Here is a 13,700-nt window from a genome sequence, read left to right as displayed (position 1 = left end):
CGGCACACGCGCAACCCCCTCACCCTCCCCTCTCCCCAGGGGGAGAGGGAACACCCATCAGGAGACCACCCAATGGCGGCGGACGCCGATAAGCCGATTCCCCTGGCCACCTACCGCGTGCAGCTGCGCGCCGAGTTCGGCTTCGACCGCACCGCCGGAATCGCCGACTACATGGCGCGGCTGGGCGTCAGCCACCTCTACGCCTCGCCCTACATGAAGGCGCGGCCGGGCAGCACCCACGGCTATGACATCGTCGACCACAACGCCCTGAACCCCGAGCTGGGCAGCGAGGAGTCCTTCCACGCCATGGTCGAGGCGCTGAAGCGCAACGGGCTCGGCCAGATCCTCGACTTCGTGCCGAACCACATGGGTGTCGGCGGGGCGGACAACGGCTGGTGGCTGGACGTGCTGGAATGGGGGCCGGACAGCCCCTACGCCGGCTATTTCGACATCGAGTGGGAGCCCGACCGCCGCTATCTGCACGGCAAGGTTCTGGTGCCGCTGCTCGGCGACCAGTTCGGCGCGGTGCTGGAGTCCGGCGGGCTGGAGCTGCGCTTCGACAAGGAAACCGGCGGCTTCGCCGTCTGGGCCTACGACACCCACAAGCTGCCCATCCGGCCCGCCGATTACGGCACGATCCTCGGCGACGACCAGCCGGACCTGGAGCGCATCGGCGACGCCTTCCGCCATCTCGACCAGGTGCGCCCGCACCAGATCCGCCGCGCCAACGCCCTGAAGGCCGAGCTGGCCGCGCTGGTCTCCGAGAAGCCCGACGTCGCCGAAGCCGTGGAGCGCCGGCTGAAGCGCTTCCGCGGCGAGGAGGGCGAGCCGGAGAGCTGGCGCCGCCTGACCGACCTGATCGCCGCCCAGAACTGGCGGGCCGCCTATTTCAAGGTGGCGGCGGACGACATCAACTACCGCCGCTTCTTCAACATCAACGAACTCGCCGGCCTGCGCATGGAGGAGCGCGAGCTGTTCGACGTCGCCCACCGGCTGGCCTTCAAGCTGGTCGACGACGGCACGCTGGACGGGCTGCGCATCGACCACATCGACGGCCTCTACGACCCCAGGGGCTATTGCGAGCGGCTGGCCCAGGCGACGGAGCGGCCCTTCTATCTGGTGGTCGAGAAGATCCTGGCCCGCCACGAGCGGCTGCGCGAGGACTGGCCGATCGACGGCACCACCGGCTACGAGTTCGCCAACCTGATGGGCGGGCTGTTCGTCGACTCGAAGGCGGAGGAGGCCTTCACCCGCCTCTACGCCGACTTCACCGGGCGGCGCGAGAGCTTCGACGAGGTGGTGCGGACCAGCAAGATCCGCATCATGGACAGCGAGATGTCCAGCGAGCTTCACGTGCTGGCCCGGCAGGCCTCGCGCATCGCCCGCGCCAACCCGCGCACCGCCGACTTCACCGCCAACATCCTGCATCAGGCGCTGAAGGAGACCATCGCCCGCTTCCCGGTCTACCGTACCTATGTCGACTGGCGCGGCGTCAGCGAGCTGGATCGGCGGAGCATCGACTGGGCGATCACCCAGGCGCGCAAGGCCGACCCGAACACCGACGGCTCCGCTTACGATTTCCTGCACAGGCTGCTGACCACCGATCTGGTGGCCCAGCCGCGCAGCGGCTACAGTCGCCAGCAGGTGCTGCGCTTCGCCATGCGCTTCCAGCAGTACAGCGGTCCGGTGATGGCCAAGGGGCTGGAGGACACCGCCTTCTACCGCTACAACCGGCTGGCCGCGTTGAACGAGGTGGGCGGGCACCCGGAGCATTTCGGGGTCGGCACCGCCAACTTCCACAACGCCAACGCGGAGCGCGCCGCCCGCTGGCCCCACGCCATGCTGGGCAGCACCACCCACGACACCAAGCGCGGCGAGGACACCCGCGCCCGCCTCTACGCCCTGTCGGAAATGCCGGAGGAATGGGAGCGGCAGATCCAGACCTGGAGCCGCCTGCTGCGCGCCCGCCGCGGCGACGTGGAGGGCACCGCCCCGCCCGACCGCAACGACGAGTATCTGTTCTACCAGCTCCTCGTCGGGGCTTGGCCGGCGGAGCTGACCGGGGCGGACCCCGCAAGCCTCGACCCGCAGGCGATGACGGAGTTCGCGGAGCGCCTCGCCGGCGCCATGACCAAGTCGATGCGCGAGGCCAAGGTCCACAGCACCTGGGCCGCCCCCGACGAGGCCTATGAAAGCGCCATGACCAGCTTCGTCCACGACGCGCTGGACGTGTCGCGCAGCACCGCCTTCTTCGACGCCTTCCTGCCCTTCCAAGCGCGGCTTGCCCGCATCGGCATGGTCAACGGGCTGACCCAGACCCTGCTGAAGCTGACCAGCCCCGGCGTGCCGGACATCTACCAGGGCTGCGAGCTGTGGAACTTCAGCCTCGTCGACCCCGACAACCGGCGCCCGGTGGACTACGACGTCCGCCGCCGCCTGCTCGACGAGGTCGAGGGGGCGGAGATCGGCAGCCTGCTGAGCCGCTGGCAGGACGGCGCGGTGAAGCTCTCCCTGACCCGGCGCGCCCTGGCCCTGCGGGCGGCCATGCCCGACCTCTTCGCCAAGGGCGAGTATCTGCCGCTGGAGGCGACAGGCGAGCGGGTGGAGCATGTGGTGGCCTTCGCCCGCCGGCTGGGTGACGACACCGTCGTGGTCGCCGCCCCGCGTCTGGTGGGGGCGCTGGGCGAGGCTCCGGACTGGGGCGACACCTCGGTCCCGCTGCCGCGCGGGCAGCGCTGGCGCAACGCGCTGACCGACGGGACGCTGGAGGCCGCGGACGCGGTGACCGCCGCCGACCTCTTCCGGGACTTCCCCGTCGCCCTGCTGGTGCGGGAGGGGTGAGTGCCATGGACCGCAACCCGCCGCCGCGCCGCGCGCTCGTTCCCATCGACCAGCGGTTGATCGGGAGCGACCCCGGCAAGCCCGCCGTCTTCGGGGCCGTGCTGTCCGGCAACCCTCAGGAGAGTTTCTTGAACCTCTACGATGGCGGCGGAGGGCGGTTCGCCTGCGGGGTCTGGCAATGCACGCCAGGCACCATCGCCATGGCCGACTGGCCCTACGAGGAGTTCTGCGTGCTGCTGGCCGGGCGGGTGGTCATCACCCCCCGGGACGGCACGCCGCAGGAGCATGGGCAGGGCGACGCCTTCGTCATTCCCAGGGGTTTCACCGGAGTCTGGGAGGTGCGGGAGACGATCCGCAAATACTACGCGATCGAAAAGCCGCTCGGTCCCCGCGCCGCCATGAGGCGGATGCTGCGCGCCCCGCTGTCGCTGGCCCGGCGGCTGTGGCGGCGGGGCGAGCCGGCCCTGGCCCGTGGGGGCTTCTAAAGGAGGTCACCGGACAGGGCTGCCTCACAAAATACCCGATTTCTTCGCTCGGGATTGATCGAATCCCTCCGCCACGCGTTATTCCAAAGGACAGGCGCCCGAGCCGAGAAACGAGAGGCGCCTCACCGGACCATTCCTGCACCACGGGACGCGACCACAGACGGACGGGAGACAAGTCATGAGCGATCATCGCCAGTGGGTCGAGTTGGACCCCAGCAACGGCTCCGAAAACACCAAGCCGCAGGACGGGCAATCCGCCGCGGCGCCCGCGCAGAACTCCGCTCAGCCGGCGGAAGCCCCGGCACAGGGCGGTCCGGAAGAGACTCCGGACCGCTGACCGACGGTCATTGTCTAAGGGTACTGTTTAAAGCATGCGAAAATGGCAGGGCGGGGCCTCAGGGCCTCAGCCCTGCCGCCGCATGGGCTGTTGTGCGGGTTGCGGCGACGATTGGGGCGCCGGCTGCGGCGCTGCGGCGGACACGCGCTCGGGCCGCCCGAACAGCTCCAGCGCCGGGGGTATGGAGGACGGGCGCAGCCCCGCCAGGATTTCCCCGACGGCCCCGACCGCATCGACCAACGCGTCGGGCATCACCGGCTTGCGCAGCAGGCCGACCGCGAAATCGCGCGCCTCCTCGCCGCGATGGTCGAAACCGGTGATCAGCAGGGAGGGGATGTTGTGCTCCTCCCACAGCTTGCGGGCCAGAGTCAGCCCGTTCTCGCCTCCGGCCAAATAGACGTCCACCAGGGCAAGATCCGGCTGTTCCCGGACCCCCAGCCGCGTCGCCTTGGCGGCGTCGCGCAGAGGGCCGACGACCGTGTATCCGGCATTCTCCATCACGGCCTTGATGGCGGGCCCGATCAACGGGTCGTCTTCGACGACGAGCAACTTCACGGCATCTGTTCCTTGTTGGCGGACGGCACGGGCCGACGTGGCCCGCAGCGCCCATGTTTGTCGATGCGGTGCATCAATCAAGGGGCTGATTGCGCGCAATGGAACGAGCCGGCGGGGCACCGAACGGGCAATGCCATCCGGAGAAGCGAACCCGCCACCCTCTTTGCGTGTTTGAGACAGTCCAAGCGTGATGCAACCTCCGTGGGAGTCCTGCATGAAGTTCATCGAATTCACCGACCGCGCCGGGGCGCCGGTTCTGATCAACGCCGCGGGCGTTCTGTACCTGCGCGGCACCGAGGGGGAGCGGACCGAGATCACCTTCGCCGGACGCTCCGAACCGCTCGTGGTCGCCGCCCCGCTGGACGAGGTGGCCCGGACGCTGGAAGACGCCACGCCGATACCGCCCGACCCCACCCTGGCGCTGGTTTCGTGACCGGTCGGTCGTGACGGGCCGGTCGTCAAGGGCCGGCCTTACACATCGTAGATCGGCCCCGGCGTGGACGTGTTGGCACCGCCGCGCTTCTGCTCCTCCTTCTCGGTCAGTTCGGCCTCGCCGCCCTGGTCGGGCTTGACGGTGCCTTCACGGGCCTCGTCGATCCGGTCGTCCTTGCGCTGGGGCTGGGTGGCGGGTGTCCGGTCGTCGCTCATGACGGTCCTCATGCTGATTGTCGGTTCACCGTATTCAACATTTCGGGGGCCGCGACGTTGCGCCCGTCGCCTGCCCCTTCCGGAGGGCTGATGCGCGCGCGGCGCGGGTTGCCGGAAACCGCGCGTTCCATCACTTTTCGGGGCTGAGACAAACCGGAAGGACCGCCATGATCGACCTTCACTACTGGCCGACCCCCAACGGGCACAAGATCACGCTGTTCCTGGAAGAGGCCGGGCTGGATTACACGATCCATCCCGTGGACATCTCGGCCGGGGACCAGTTCAAGCCGGACTTTCTGGCGATGTCCCCGAACAACCGCATGCCGGCCATCGTCGACCGCGCTCCGGCCGATGGCGGGGAGCCGGTGTCGGTCTTTGAATCCGGCGCGATCCTGATTTATCTGGCGGAGAAGACCGGCACGTTCCTGCCCGCCGACCTGCGGGGCCGCAAGACGGTTCTGGAGTGGCTGTTCTGGCAGGTGGGGGGCCTCGGCCCGATGGCCGGGCAGAACCATCATTTCGTGCAGTACGCGCCCGAACAGATCCCCTATGCCATCGACCGCTATGTGAAGGAAACCAATCGCCTCTACGGCGTCCTGAACAAGCGTCTGGCCGGCCGCGCCTTCATCGCTGGGGACGAGCTGACCATTGCCGACATGGCCTGCTACCCCTGGGTCGTCCCGCACGAGCGGCAGCGCCAGAACCTCGCCGACTTCCCCGAGCTGAAGCGCTGGTTCGAAGCGATCCAGGCCCGCCCGGCGACCGTCCGCGCCTATGAGAAGGGTGCGGAACTGGCCAAGCGCCCGTCGGTCACCGACGAGGGCAAGAAGATCCTCTTCGGCCAGACCGCCGCCAACGTCCAGAAGTGATGATGAAGCCCTCTCCCACCCCGAGGCGGGAGAGGGCGACAAAATCCTTACTGCGCAGTCCAGCCGCCATCCATCAGCAGGCTGGCACCGGTCATCTGCGCCGCCGAGTCGGAGCACAGATAGACCGCCAGCCCGCCCAGCTCGTCCGGCGTCACGAAGGCGCCGGAGGGCTGCTTGGCGCCGAGCAGTTCCGCTTTCGCCTGCGGCTCCGGGATGTTCTTGGTCGAGGCGATGGCGTCGATCTGCTTCTGCACCAGCGGGGTCAGCACCCAGCCCGGACAGATGGCGTTGCAGGTGACGCCGGTCCCCGCCGTCTCCAGCGCCACCGTCTTGGTCAGCCCGACCACGCCGTGCTTGGCCGCGACGTAGGCCGACTTGTTGACCGACGCGACATGGCCGTGCACGGAGGCGATGTTGAGGATGCGACCCCAGCCGCGCCGCTTCATGCCCGGCAGGGCGTGGTGGGTGCCATGGAAGACGGCCGACAGGTTGAGCGCGATCACCGCGTCCCAGCGCTCCGCCGGGAAGTCCTCCACCGGGGCGACGTGCTGGATGCCGGCGTTGTTCACCAGCACATCCACGGAACCGAACGTCTCCTCCGCGTAGCCGATCAGCGCGGCAATCTCCGCTGGCTTGGACAGGTCGGCGCCGTGATAGCCGACGCGCACGCCGAACTCCGCCGCCAGACCGGCGCGCAGTTCCTCGATGGCGGCCGCGTCGCCGAAACCGTTCAGCACCACATCCGCCCCGGCTCCGGCCAGCGCCCGCGCGATGCCCAAGCCGATCCCGCTGGTCGAGCCGGTGACCACCGCGACCTTCTGAGTCAAGGTCATGGCTTATCCTCTGTTGTCTTGTTGGTTTGAATCCCCTCTCCCCTCCGGGGAGAGGGTTAGGGTGAGGGGGATGCGCGTTGCGGTACGTCCGGCAAAAGCATCTCCCCCTCACCGGCCCTTCGGGCCACCCTCTCCCCAGAGGGGAGAGGGTTGAATTTACCCTTCCAGTTCCGGGCGCTCGCGGAACTCGTCGAGCGCCATGGGATTGGCCAGCGCCTCGGTGTTCTTGATCGGGCGGCCGTGCACCGCGTCACGCACCGCCAGTTCGGTGATCTTGCCCGAGCGCGTGCGTGGGATGTCCTTGACCGCCACGATGCGCGCCGGGACGTGCCGCGGCGAGCAGTTCTCCTTGATGCGCTTGCGGATCGTGTCCTCCAGCGCCTTGTCGAGGGTCAGCCCCTCGCGCAGAACCACGAACAGGATGACGCGCACGTCGCCGTCCCATTCCTGGCCGATGCACACCGCCTCCAGGATTTCCGGAAGCTGCTCGACCTGCCGGTAGATCTCTGCCGTCCCGATGCGCACCCCGCCGGGGTTCAGCACCGCGTCCGAGCGCCCGTAGATCACCCAGCCGCCATGCACCGTGCGCTCGATGAAGTCGCCGTGCGTCCACACGTTGGGGAAGCGCTCGAAATAGGCCGCCCGGTACTTCGCCCCGTCCGGGTCGGCCCAGAAGCCCACCGGCATGCAGGGGAAGGGCCGCGTGCAAACCAGTTCGCCCTTCTCGCCGCTGACCGCATGGCCGGCGTCGTCGAAGGCCGCCACCGCCATGCCGAGCCCCGCCGTCTGCAACTCGCCCGCCCACACCGGGGCCGTCGGGTTGCCCAGCACGAAGCAGGACACGATGTCCGTGCCGCCACTGATCGAGGCCAGATGGATGTCGGATTTGATCGCCCGGTAGACGTACGCGAAGTTCTCCGGCATCAGCGGCGAGCCGGTCGAGGCGAGCGCCCGCAGCGTGTCGAGCCGGTGCGTGCGCATCGGTTCCAGCCCCGACTTCTCGGCCTGCTGGATGAACTTGGCCGAGGTGCCGAACAGAGTCATGCCCTCGGCGTCGGCGTAGTCGAACAGGATGTTGCCGTCCGGCGCGAAGGGCGAGCCGTCGTAGAGCAGCAGCGTCGCCCCGGCGGCCAGCCCGGACACCAGCCAGTTCCACATCATCCAGCCGCAGGTGGTGTAGTAGAACACCCGGTCGCCCGGCTTCACGTCGCTGTGCAGCCGGTGCTCCTTGACGTGCTGGAGCAGCGTGCCGCCGGTGCCGTGGACGATGCACTTGGGCTTGCCGGTGGTGCCCGACGAATAGAGGATGAACAGCGGGTGGTTGAAGGCCACCCGCTCGAAGCTCGGTTCTGCCGCCGCGAAGGGGGCTGTGAAGTCGCCCAAGGTGACACCGCCGCGGATGGCCGAAACGTCCGGCGTCTCATTGACGTAGGGGATGATGACCGCGGCCTTGACGGTGGGCAGCTCGGTCAGCACCTGTGCGATCTTGGCCCGGATGTCGTGGCTCTTGCCGTTGTACCAGTAGGCGTCCGGGGCGAAGAGGACGGTCGGCTCGATCTGGCCGAAGCGGTCGGTGATGCCCTGGGCGCCGAAGTCGGGGGAGCAGGAGGACCAGATGGCTCCCAGGCTGGCCGTGGCGAGCATGGCGGCCAGCGTCTCGGGCATGTTGGGGACGACGGCGGCGACGCGGTCGCCCTTGCCGACGCCGGCGGCCTTGAGCGCCTGCTGGAGACGGGACACCTCGGCCTTCAGCTCGGCGCCGGACCAGCGGCGCTTGACCTTGTCCTCGGCCCAGAAGACGACCGCCTCGCCGTCCGGCGCGTTGGCGAGCATGTTCTCGGCGTAGTTCAGGCTGGCCTCGGGAAACCAGCGGGCGCCGGGCATCCTGTCGCCATCGGCCAGGGCCACGCCGCCGAGATCGCCCTTGAGTCCGGCCCACTCCCACAGGAAGCGCCAGAAATCCTCCTTGCCGGCGATCGTCCAGTCGTAGAGCGCGTCGTAATCGTCCAGCCGCAGCCCGAAGCGGGCGCTCGCGGCCTGCCGGAAGGCCGTCAGGTTGGAGGCGGCCACGCGCGCCTCCGACGGGGTCCACAGCGGCTGATCAGAAAGCGATTGACCAGGGGGCGGTTGATCCATCTTGCGGTTCCTGATTTTGGCTTTTTATGCCGTTCGGTTCTTGAGGTTCAGCGGCGGCCGAAGCGGGCCTGGAGTTCGCCCACGATACCACGGCGGAACACCAGCACGCAGACCACGAAGATCGCGCCGATCACGACAGGAACCGGCATGCTGGTGGCCGCCAGATAGCTTTCCAGCGTGACGACGATGGCCGCACCCACCACCGGGCCGAGCAGCGTGCCCATGCCGCCGAGAAGCGTCATCAGCACCACCTCGCCCGACATCTGCCACGTCACGTCGGTCAGCGAGGCGAGCTGGAAGACCAGCGCCTTGGTCCCGCCGGCCAGACCGGCGAGGCTCGCCGACAGCACGAAGGCCAGCAGCTTGTAGCGCTCCGTCCGGTAGCCGAGCGACACGGCGCGCGGCTCGTTCTCGCGGATCGCCTTCAAAACCTGGCCGAAGGGGGAATGCACGGCGCGCCAGACCACCGCGAAGCCGACCAGGAACACCGCCAGCACGAAGTAGTACATGGCCAACGGCTGGTTCAGGTCGATCACCCCGAACAGATGCCCGCGCGGCACCGCCTGGATGCCGTCCTCGCCGCCCGTGAACTTGAGCTGCAGGGCCATGAAGAAGACCATCTGCGACAGCGCCAACGTGATCATGGCGAAGTAGATGCCCTGACGGCGGATCGCCAGCGCGCCGAAGGCGAGGCCCAGCAGCGCGGAGAAGCCCATGCCGAGCAGGATGCTGACCTCCGGCCCCAGCCCCCAGACCTTGGCGGAATGGGCGGTGATGTAGGCCGCGCCGCCGAAGAAGGCGGCATGGCCGAAGCTGAGCAGGCCGGCGAAGCCGATCAGCAGGTTGAAGGCGCAGGCGAACAGCGCGAAGCACAGCACCTTCATCACGAAGACGGGGTACAGCACGAAGGGTGCCGCCAATGCGATCAACAGGCCGATGCCGAGGATGATGGCGTTCCGGGAGGTGTCCTGCCCTGGACGGCGCAGCGCGATGGTGGTCGTCTGGGTATCGGCCGCCTTGAGGCCGGTCGTCTTGATGCTGGTCGTCTTGCTTTGGGTAGCCATGGCTCAGCGCTCCCGTCCGAAGAGGCCCGCAGGCTTGATGAGGAGGACGATCGCCATCACGACGAACACCACGATGTTGGAGGCTTCGGGGTAGAAGACCTTGGTCAGGCCCTCCAGCAGCCCCAGCCCCAGGCCGGTGACGATGGCGCCGAGGATCGAGCCCATGCCGCCGATCACCACCACGGCGAAGACGACGATGATCAGGTTGGTGCCCATCAGGGGCGACACCTGATAAATGGGTGCCGCCAGCACTCCGGCCAGCCCGGCCAATGCGACGCCGAAGCCGTAGGTGGCGGTGATCATCACCGGCACGTTGATGCCGAAGGCCTGGACCAGCACCGGGTTTTCCGTGGCGGCGCGCAGGTAGGCGCCGAGCCGCGTCCGCTCGATGGCGAACCACGTCCCGAAGCAGACGATCAGGGAGGCGACGACGACCCAGCCGCGGTAGTTGGGCAGGAACATGAAGCCCAGATTCTGGCCGCCCTTGAGCGCGTCCGGGATCGGATAGGGCTGGCCCGACACACCGTAGAAGTGGCGGAAGGCGCCTTCCATGATCAGGGCGAGGCCGAAGGTCAGCAGCAGGCCGTAGAGATGGTCGAGCTTGTAGAGGCGCGACAGCATGGTCTTTTCCAGCACCACGCCGAGCAGCCCGACGATCAGCGGCGACAGGCCCAACGCCCACCAGTAGCCGAGGCCGAGCTTCGTCAGCAGCAGCCACGCCACGAAGGCTCCGATCATGTAGAGCGCGCCGTGGGCGAAGTTGATGACGTTCAGCATGCCGAAGATGACCGCCAGCCCAAGGCTGAGCAGCGCGTAGAAGGACCCGTTGATGAGGCCGAGCAGAAGCTGGCCGAACAGGACCTGGGGCGGCACCCCCAGCAAGTCGAACATGACCGTCCCTCCCTGTGTATCGGACTTTTGATTTTTTGATTGATGCCAGAAGGGAGCCCCCACCCTAACCCTCCCCCGCTGGGCGGGGGAGGGAATTTGAGCCCTCCCCTCGGGAAGGGTTGGGTGGCGGCCCGTCTCGGAACCTTACTTCACCAGCGCGCAACCGCTCTTGGCCGGGTCGAGGAACGCCTGCTCGGCCGGGATCGTCTTCACGATCTTGTAATAGTCCCAGGGGCCCTTGGACTCGGCCGGGGTCTTCACCTGGGCCAGATACATGTCGTGGAACATGCGGCCGTTCGCGGCGATCTTGCCATTCTTGGTGAACATGTCGCTGACCGTAGTCTCGCGCATCTTGGCGGAAACCTTGTCCGCATCGTCGGAACCGACGGCCTCGACCGCCTTCAGATAGTGGCGGACCGCGGAGTAGACGCCGGCCTGGACCATGGTCGGCTTGCGGCCGGCCTTGGCCTCGAACTTCTTGGTCCACTCGCGGGTCTGCTCGTCGGTGTCCCAATAGAAGCCGGTGGTCAGCAGCAGGCCCTGGGCGGCCTGGAGGCCCAGCGCGTTCACGTCGCTGATGAACAGCAGCAGGCCGGCGAGGCTCTGGCCCGACTGGGTGATGCCGAACTCCGACGCCTGCTTGACGGCGTTGGTGGCGTCGCCGCCCGCGTTGGCGAGGCCGATCACGTCCGCCTTCGAGCCCTGCGCCTGGAGCAGGTAGGACGAGAAGTCGGCGGTGCCCAGCGGATGACGGACGTTGCCCGCGACCTTGCCGTCGAGCTGCTTGACCATCTTCGAGGTCTCATCCTCCAGCGAATGGCCGAAGGCGTAATCCGCGGTGATGAAGAACCAGTTCTTCTTGCCCTGCTCGACCAGCGCGCGGGCGGTGCCGGCGGCCATGGCGTAGTTGTCGTAGGTCCAATGGAAGCCGTAGGGGCTGCAGGACTTGCCGCTGAGGTCGGTCGAGCCCGGACCGGACATCAGGAAGATGCGCTTCTTGTCCTTGGTGATGCCCTGGACGGCCAGCGCGGCGGCGGAGTTCGGCACGTCGGCGATGACGTCCACGTTGCCGGCGTCGATCCACTCGCGCGCCGTGTTGGCGGCGATGTCGGCCTTGTTCTGGTGATCGGCGACGACGATCTCGATCGGCGCGCCGGCGATCTTGCCGCCGAACTCCTCGGCCGCCAGACGGGCGGCGATGGCCGAGCCTTCGCCGGCGAGGTCGGCGTAGATGCCGGACCGGTCGTTCATCACGCCGATCTTGATCACGTTGTTGGAGACCTGGGCGTGCGCGGCCCCGGCGGTCAGCGCCAGCAATGCGGTCCCGCAAAGCAACGTCTTGAGCATTTCGAACTCCCTTCGATTGGCTTTGTTTTGAGTGTGTTCAGCAGAGGGGGTGTTAAACTCGTCAGACACCCAGATAGGTGTGCAGCTTGTCCATGTTCTGGGCGAGCTGGTCGTTCGGGATCATGTCCACGACATGGCCTTCCTCCATCACGTAGTGGCGGTCGGCGATGGTCGCGGCGAAGCGGAAATTCTGCTCCACCAGCACGATCGTGAAGCCGCGCTGCTTCAGCTTGCGCACCGCCACCCCGATCTGCTCGATGATGACGGGGGCGAGGCCCTCGGTCGGCTCGTCGAGCAGGATCAGGTCGGCGCCGGTGCGCAGGATGCGTGCGATGGCCAGCATCTGCTGCTCGCCCCCCGACAGGCGCGTGCCCTGGGTGGTGCCGCGGCCCTGGAGGTTGGGAAACAGCTCGTAAATCTGCGGCACGGTCATGCCGCCCGCCTTCACCACCGGCGGCAGCATCAGGTTCTCGTCCACGCTGAGCGAGGCGAAGATGCCGCGCTCCTCCGGCACATAGCCGATGCCGAGGCGGGGGATCTTGTGCTGCGCCATGCCGATCAGCTCCTTGCCCTGGAAGCGGATCGAGCCGTTGCGCTTGCCGACGATGCCCATGATCGAGCGCATGGTGGTCGTCTTGCCGGCGCCGTTGCGGCCCAGCAGAGTCACGACCTCACCCTGGCGCACGTCGATGTTGACGCCGTGCAGCACGTGGCTTTCGCCGTAGAAGGCCTGGAGGTCGCGGATTTCCAGCATCGCGGTCTTCACAGTCGCGCCGTCAGGCATGGGCCACCTCACCCGTCCCCATGTAGGCTTCCATGACCTGCGGGTTGCGCGATACGACGTCGTATGCGCCCTCCGCCAGGATCTCGCCGCGGCGGAGCACGGTGATGGTGTCCGACAGGTGGGCGACGACCGACAGGTTGTGCTCGACCATCAGGATGGTGCGGTCGGCGGAGACGCGCTTGATGAGGGCGGCGGTGCCCTCGATGTCCTCGTGGCCCATGCCGGCCAGCGGTTCGTCGAGCAGCATCACCTCGGGGTCGAGCGCCAGCGTGGTGGCGATCTCCAAGGCGCGCTTGCGGCCGTAGGGCAGCTCGGCGGCGGTGTGGCCGGCCCAGGGGGTGAGATTCACCGCCTCGATCAGCTCCTCGGCGCGGTCGTGCAGGTCGTGCAGGCTGGCCTCCGGCTTCCAGAAATGGAAGCTGGTGCCGCGCGGGCGCTGCAGCGCCACGCGGACATTCTCCAGCACGCTGAGGTGCGGGAAGACCGCGGAGATCTGGAAGGAGCGCACCATGCCGAGCAGCGCCACGTCGGCGGGCTTCATGGCGGTGATGTCGCGCCCCTTGTAGAGGATCTGGCCGCGCGTCGGCGTCAGGAACTTGGTCAGCAGGTTGAAGACCGTGCTCTTGCCGGCGCCGTTCGGGCCGATCAGCGCGTGGATCGTGCCGCGGCGAACCTGGAGGTTCACCTCCTTCACCGCGATGAAGCCCTTGAACTCCTTCGAGAGTCCGCGCGCTTCCAGAATGATGTCGTCGGCCATGGGTGCCGCTTTTCCCTCCCTGTTCGTCCGCGTCGTCTGCCGGTCCGCGTTTTTGGTTAGGCTGATATAAGCACAGAACATGCCAAGTGCGAGCAATTCGATCAAGTTATTGAAATCATTGAATTCATATACGGCGGCGATGGGCATCGCACG

The 13,700-nt window shown here is 67.6% G+C and carries 14 protein-coding genes; 5 read left to right on the top strand and 9 right to left on the bottom strand.

The window, feature by feature from the left end; genetic code table 11:
• Nucleotides 1-72: 72 nt before the first annotated feature.
• The 3 genes from treY (at nucleotide 73) to H1Q64_RS13470 (ending at nucleotide 3,663) form a co-directional block, all read left to right on the top strand.
• Nucleotides 73-2,841, top strand: a complete 2,769-nt coding sequence (gene treY / locus H1Q64_RS13480) for a malto-oligosyltrehalose synthase (RefSeq protein ID WP_237905738.1) — start codon at nucleotides 73-75, stop codon at nucleotides 2,839-2,841.
• A 5-nt stretch (nucleotides 2,842-2,846) separates the two neighbouring features.
• On the top strand, nucleotides 2,847-3,326 hold the full coding sequence (locus H1Q64_RS13475; protein WP_237905737.1) for a cupin domain-containing protein: 480 nt from the start codon (nucleotides 2,847-2,849) through the stop codon (nucleotides 3,324-3,326).
• A gap of 178 nt (nucleotides 3,327-3,504) precedes the next feature.
• A complete protein-coding gene (locus tag H1Q64_RS13470) occupies nucleotides 3,505-3,663 on the top strand; it encodes a hypothetical protein (protein WP_237905736.1) in 159 nt (52 codons plus the stop codon).
• 66 nt (nucleotides 3,664-3,729) lie between these two features.
• On the opposite strand, the gene H1Q64_RS13465 is transcribed toward H1Q64_RS13470, so the two are convergent.
• A complete protein-coding gene (locus H1Q64_RS13465) occupies nucleotides 3,730-4,218 on the bottom strand; it encodes a response regulator (protein WP_237905735.1) in 489 nt (162 codons plus the stop codon).
• Nucleotides 4,219-4,432: 214 nt separating this feature from the next.
• Between H1Q64_RS13465 and H1Q64_RS13460 the strand changes: the two genes are divergently transcribed.
• Complete coding sequence (locus H1Q64_RS13460) at nucleotides 4,433-4,651, top strand: hypothetical protein (protein WP_035683641.1); 219 nt, start codon at nucleotides 4,433-4,435, stop codon at nucleotides 4,649-4,651.
• 38 nt (nucleotides 4,652-4,689) lie between these two features.
• On the opposite strand, the gene H1Q64_RS13455 is transcribed toward H1Q64_RS13460, so the two are convergent.
• Nucleotides 4,690-4,866, bottom strand: a complete 177-nt coding sequence (locus tag H1Q64_RS13455) for a hypothetical protein (RefSeq protein WP_237905734.1) — start codon at nucleotides 4,864-4,866, stop codon at nucleotides 4,690-4,692.
• A 167-nt stretch (nucleotides 4,867-5,033) separates the two neighbouring features.
• On the opposite strand from H1Q64_RS13455, the gene H1Q64_RS13450 reads away from it, so the two are divergent.
• Nucleotides 5,034-5,735: a glutathione binding-like protein gene (locus tag H1Q64_RS13450; protein WP_237905733.1), complete on the top strand. Its 702-nt coding sequence runs from the start codon at nucleotides 5,034-5,036 to the stop codon at nucleotides 5,733-5,735.
• 47 nt (nucleotides 5,736-5,782) lie between these two features.
• Here H1Q64_RS13450 and H1Q64_RS13445 read toward each other — a convergent pair whose 3' ends face one another.
• From H1Q64_RS13445 to H1Q64_RS13415, 7 genes are all read right to left on the bottom strand, one after another.
• A complete protein-coding gene (locus tag H1Q64_RS13445; RefSeq protein ID WP_237905732.1) occupies nucleotides 5,783-6,568 on the bottom strand; it encodes a 3-hydroxybutyrate dehydrogenase in 786 nt (261 codons plus the stop codon).
• A 156-nt stretch (nucleotides 6,569-6,724) separates the two neighbouring features.
• Complete coding sequence (locus H1Q64_RS13440) at nucleotides 6,725-8,704, bottom strand: acetoacetate--CoA ligase (protein ID WP_237905731.1); 1,980 nt, start codon at nucleotides 8,702-8,704, stop codon at nucleotides 6,725-6,727.
• A gap of 47 nt (nucleotides 8,705-8,751) precedes the next feature.
• Complete coding sequence (locus tag H1Q64_RS13435; RefSeq protein ID WP_237905730.1) at nucleotides 8,752-9,768, bottom strand: branched-chain amino acid ABC transporter permease; 1,017 nt, start codon at nucleotides 9,766-9,768, stop codon at nucleotides 8,752-8,754.
• Between the two features lie 3 nt (nucleotides 9,769-9,771).
• Nucleotides 9,772-10,659, bottom strand: a complete 888-nt coding sequence (locus H1Q64_RS13430) for a branched-chain amino acid ABC transporter permease (RefSeq protein ID WP_059399141.1) — start codon at nucleotides 10,657-10,659, stop codon at nucleotides 9,772-9,774.
• Nucleotides 10,660-10,803: 144 nt separating this feature from the next.
• Nucleotides 10,804-12,006 carry an ABC transporter substrate-binding protein gene (locus H1Q64_RS13425; RefSeq protein ID WP_237905729.1) on the bottom strand — a complete coding sequence of 401 codons (1,203 nt, stop codon included), beginning with the start codon at nucleotides 12,004-12,006 and terminating at the stop codon, nucleotides 10,804-10,806.
• A gap of 61 nt (nucleotides 12,007-12,067) precedes the next feature.
• Entirely contained in the window at nucleotides 12,068-12,790 is a 723-nt protein-coding gene (locus H1Q64_RS13420) for an ABC transporter ATP-binding protein (RefSeq protein WP_237905728.1), read from the bottom strand.
• The gene (locus tag H1Q64_RS13415) at nucleotides 12,783-13,547 is read right to left on the bottom strand and encodes an ABC transporter ATP-binding protein (protein ID WP_237905727.1); all 765 of its coding nucleotides are present in this window, start codon (nucleotides 13,545-13,547) and stop codon (nucleotides 12,783-12,785) included. The genes H1Q64_RS13420 and H1Q64_RS13415 overlap by 8 nt, the downstream gene beginning before the upstream one ends.
• Between the last annotated feature and the right edge of the window lie 153 nt (nucleotides 13,548-13,700).

This window comes from Azospirillum brasilense (assembly GCF_022023855.1).
Lineage (GTDB): Bacteria > Pseudomonadota > Alphaproteobacteria > Azospirillales > Azospirillaceae > Azospirillum > Azospirillum brasilense_F.
Note: the sequence above shows the minus strand (reverse complement) of the source record. Positions and strands in the feature narration are given on the sequence as shown.

Coding starts and splice junctions, on each gene's coding strand:
- H1Q64_RS13475 (WP_237905737.1), top strand. CDS start 2,847: ATGGACCGCAACCCGCCGCCGCGCCGCGCGCTCGTTCCCATCGACCAG.
- H1Q64_RS13440 (WP_237905731.1), bottom strand. CDS start 8,704: ATGGATCAACCGCCCCCTGGTCAATCGCTTTCTGATCAGCCGCTGTGG.
- H1Q64_RS13415 (WP_237905727.1), bottom strand. CDS start 13,547: ATGGCCGACGACATCATTCTGGAAGCGCGCGGACTCTCGAAGGAGTTC.
- H1Q64_RS13425 (WP_237905729.1), bottom strand. CDS start 12,006: ATGCTCAAGACGTTGCTTTGCGGGACCGCATTGCTGGCGCTGACCGCC.
- H1Q64_RS13450 (WP_237905733.1), top strand. CDS start 5,034: ATGATCGACCTTCACTACTGGCCGACCCCCAACGGGCACAAGATCACG.
- H1Q64_RS13445 (WP_237905732.1), bottom strand. CDS start 6,568: ATGACCTTGACTCAGAAGGTCGCGGTGGTCACCGGCTCGACCAGCGGG.
- treY (WP_237905738.1), top strand. CDS start 73: ATGGCGGCGGACGCCGATAAGCCGATTCCCCTGGCCACCTACCGCGTG.
- H1Q64_RS13420 (WP_237905728.1), bottom strand. CDS start 12,790: ATGCCTGACGGCGCGACTGTGAAGACCGCGATGCTGGAAATCCGCGAC.
- H1Q64_RS13470 (WP_237905736.1), top strand. CDS start 3,505: ATGAGCGATCATCGCCAGTGGGTCGAGTTGGACCCCAGCAACGGCTCC.
- H1Q64_RS13430 (WP_059399141.1), bottom strand. CDS start 10,659: ATGTTCGACTTGCTGGGGGTGCCGCCCCAGGTCCTGTTCGGCCAGCTT.
- H1Q64_RS13455 (WP_237905734.1), bottom strand. CDS start 4,866: ATGAGCGACGACCGGACACCCGCCACCCAGCCCCAGCGCAAGGACGAC.
- H1Q64_RS13435 (WP_237905730.1), bottom strand. CDS start 9,768: ATGGCTACCCAAAGCAAGACGACCAGCATCAAGACGACCGGCCTCAAG.
- H1Q64_RS13460 (WP_035683641.1), top strand. CDS start 4,433: ATGAAGTTCATCGAATTCACCGACCGCGCCGGGGCGCCGGTTCTGATC.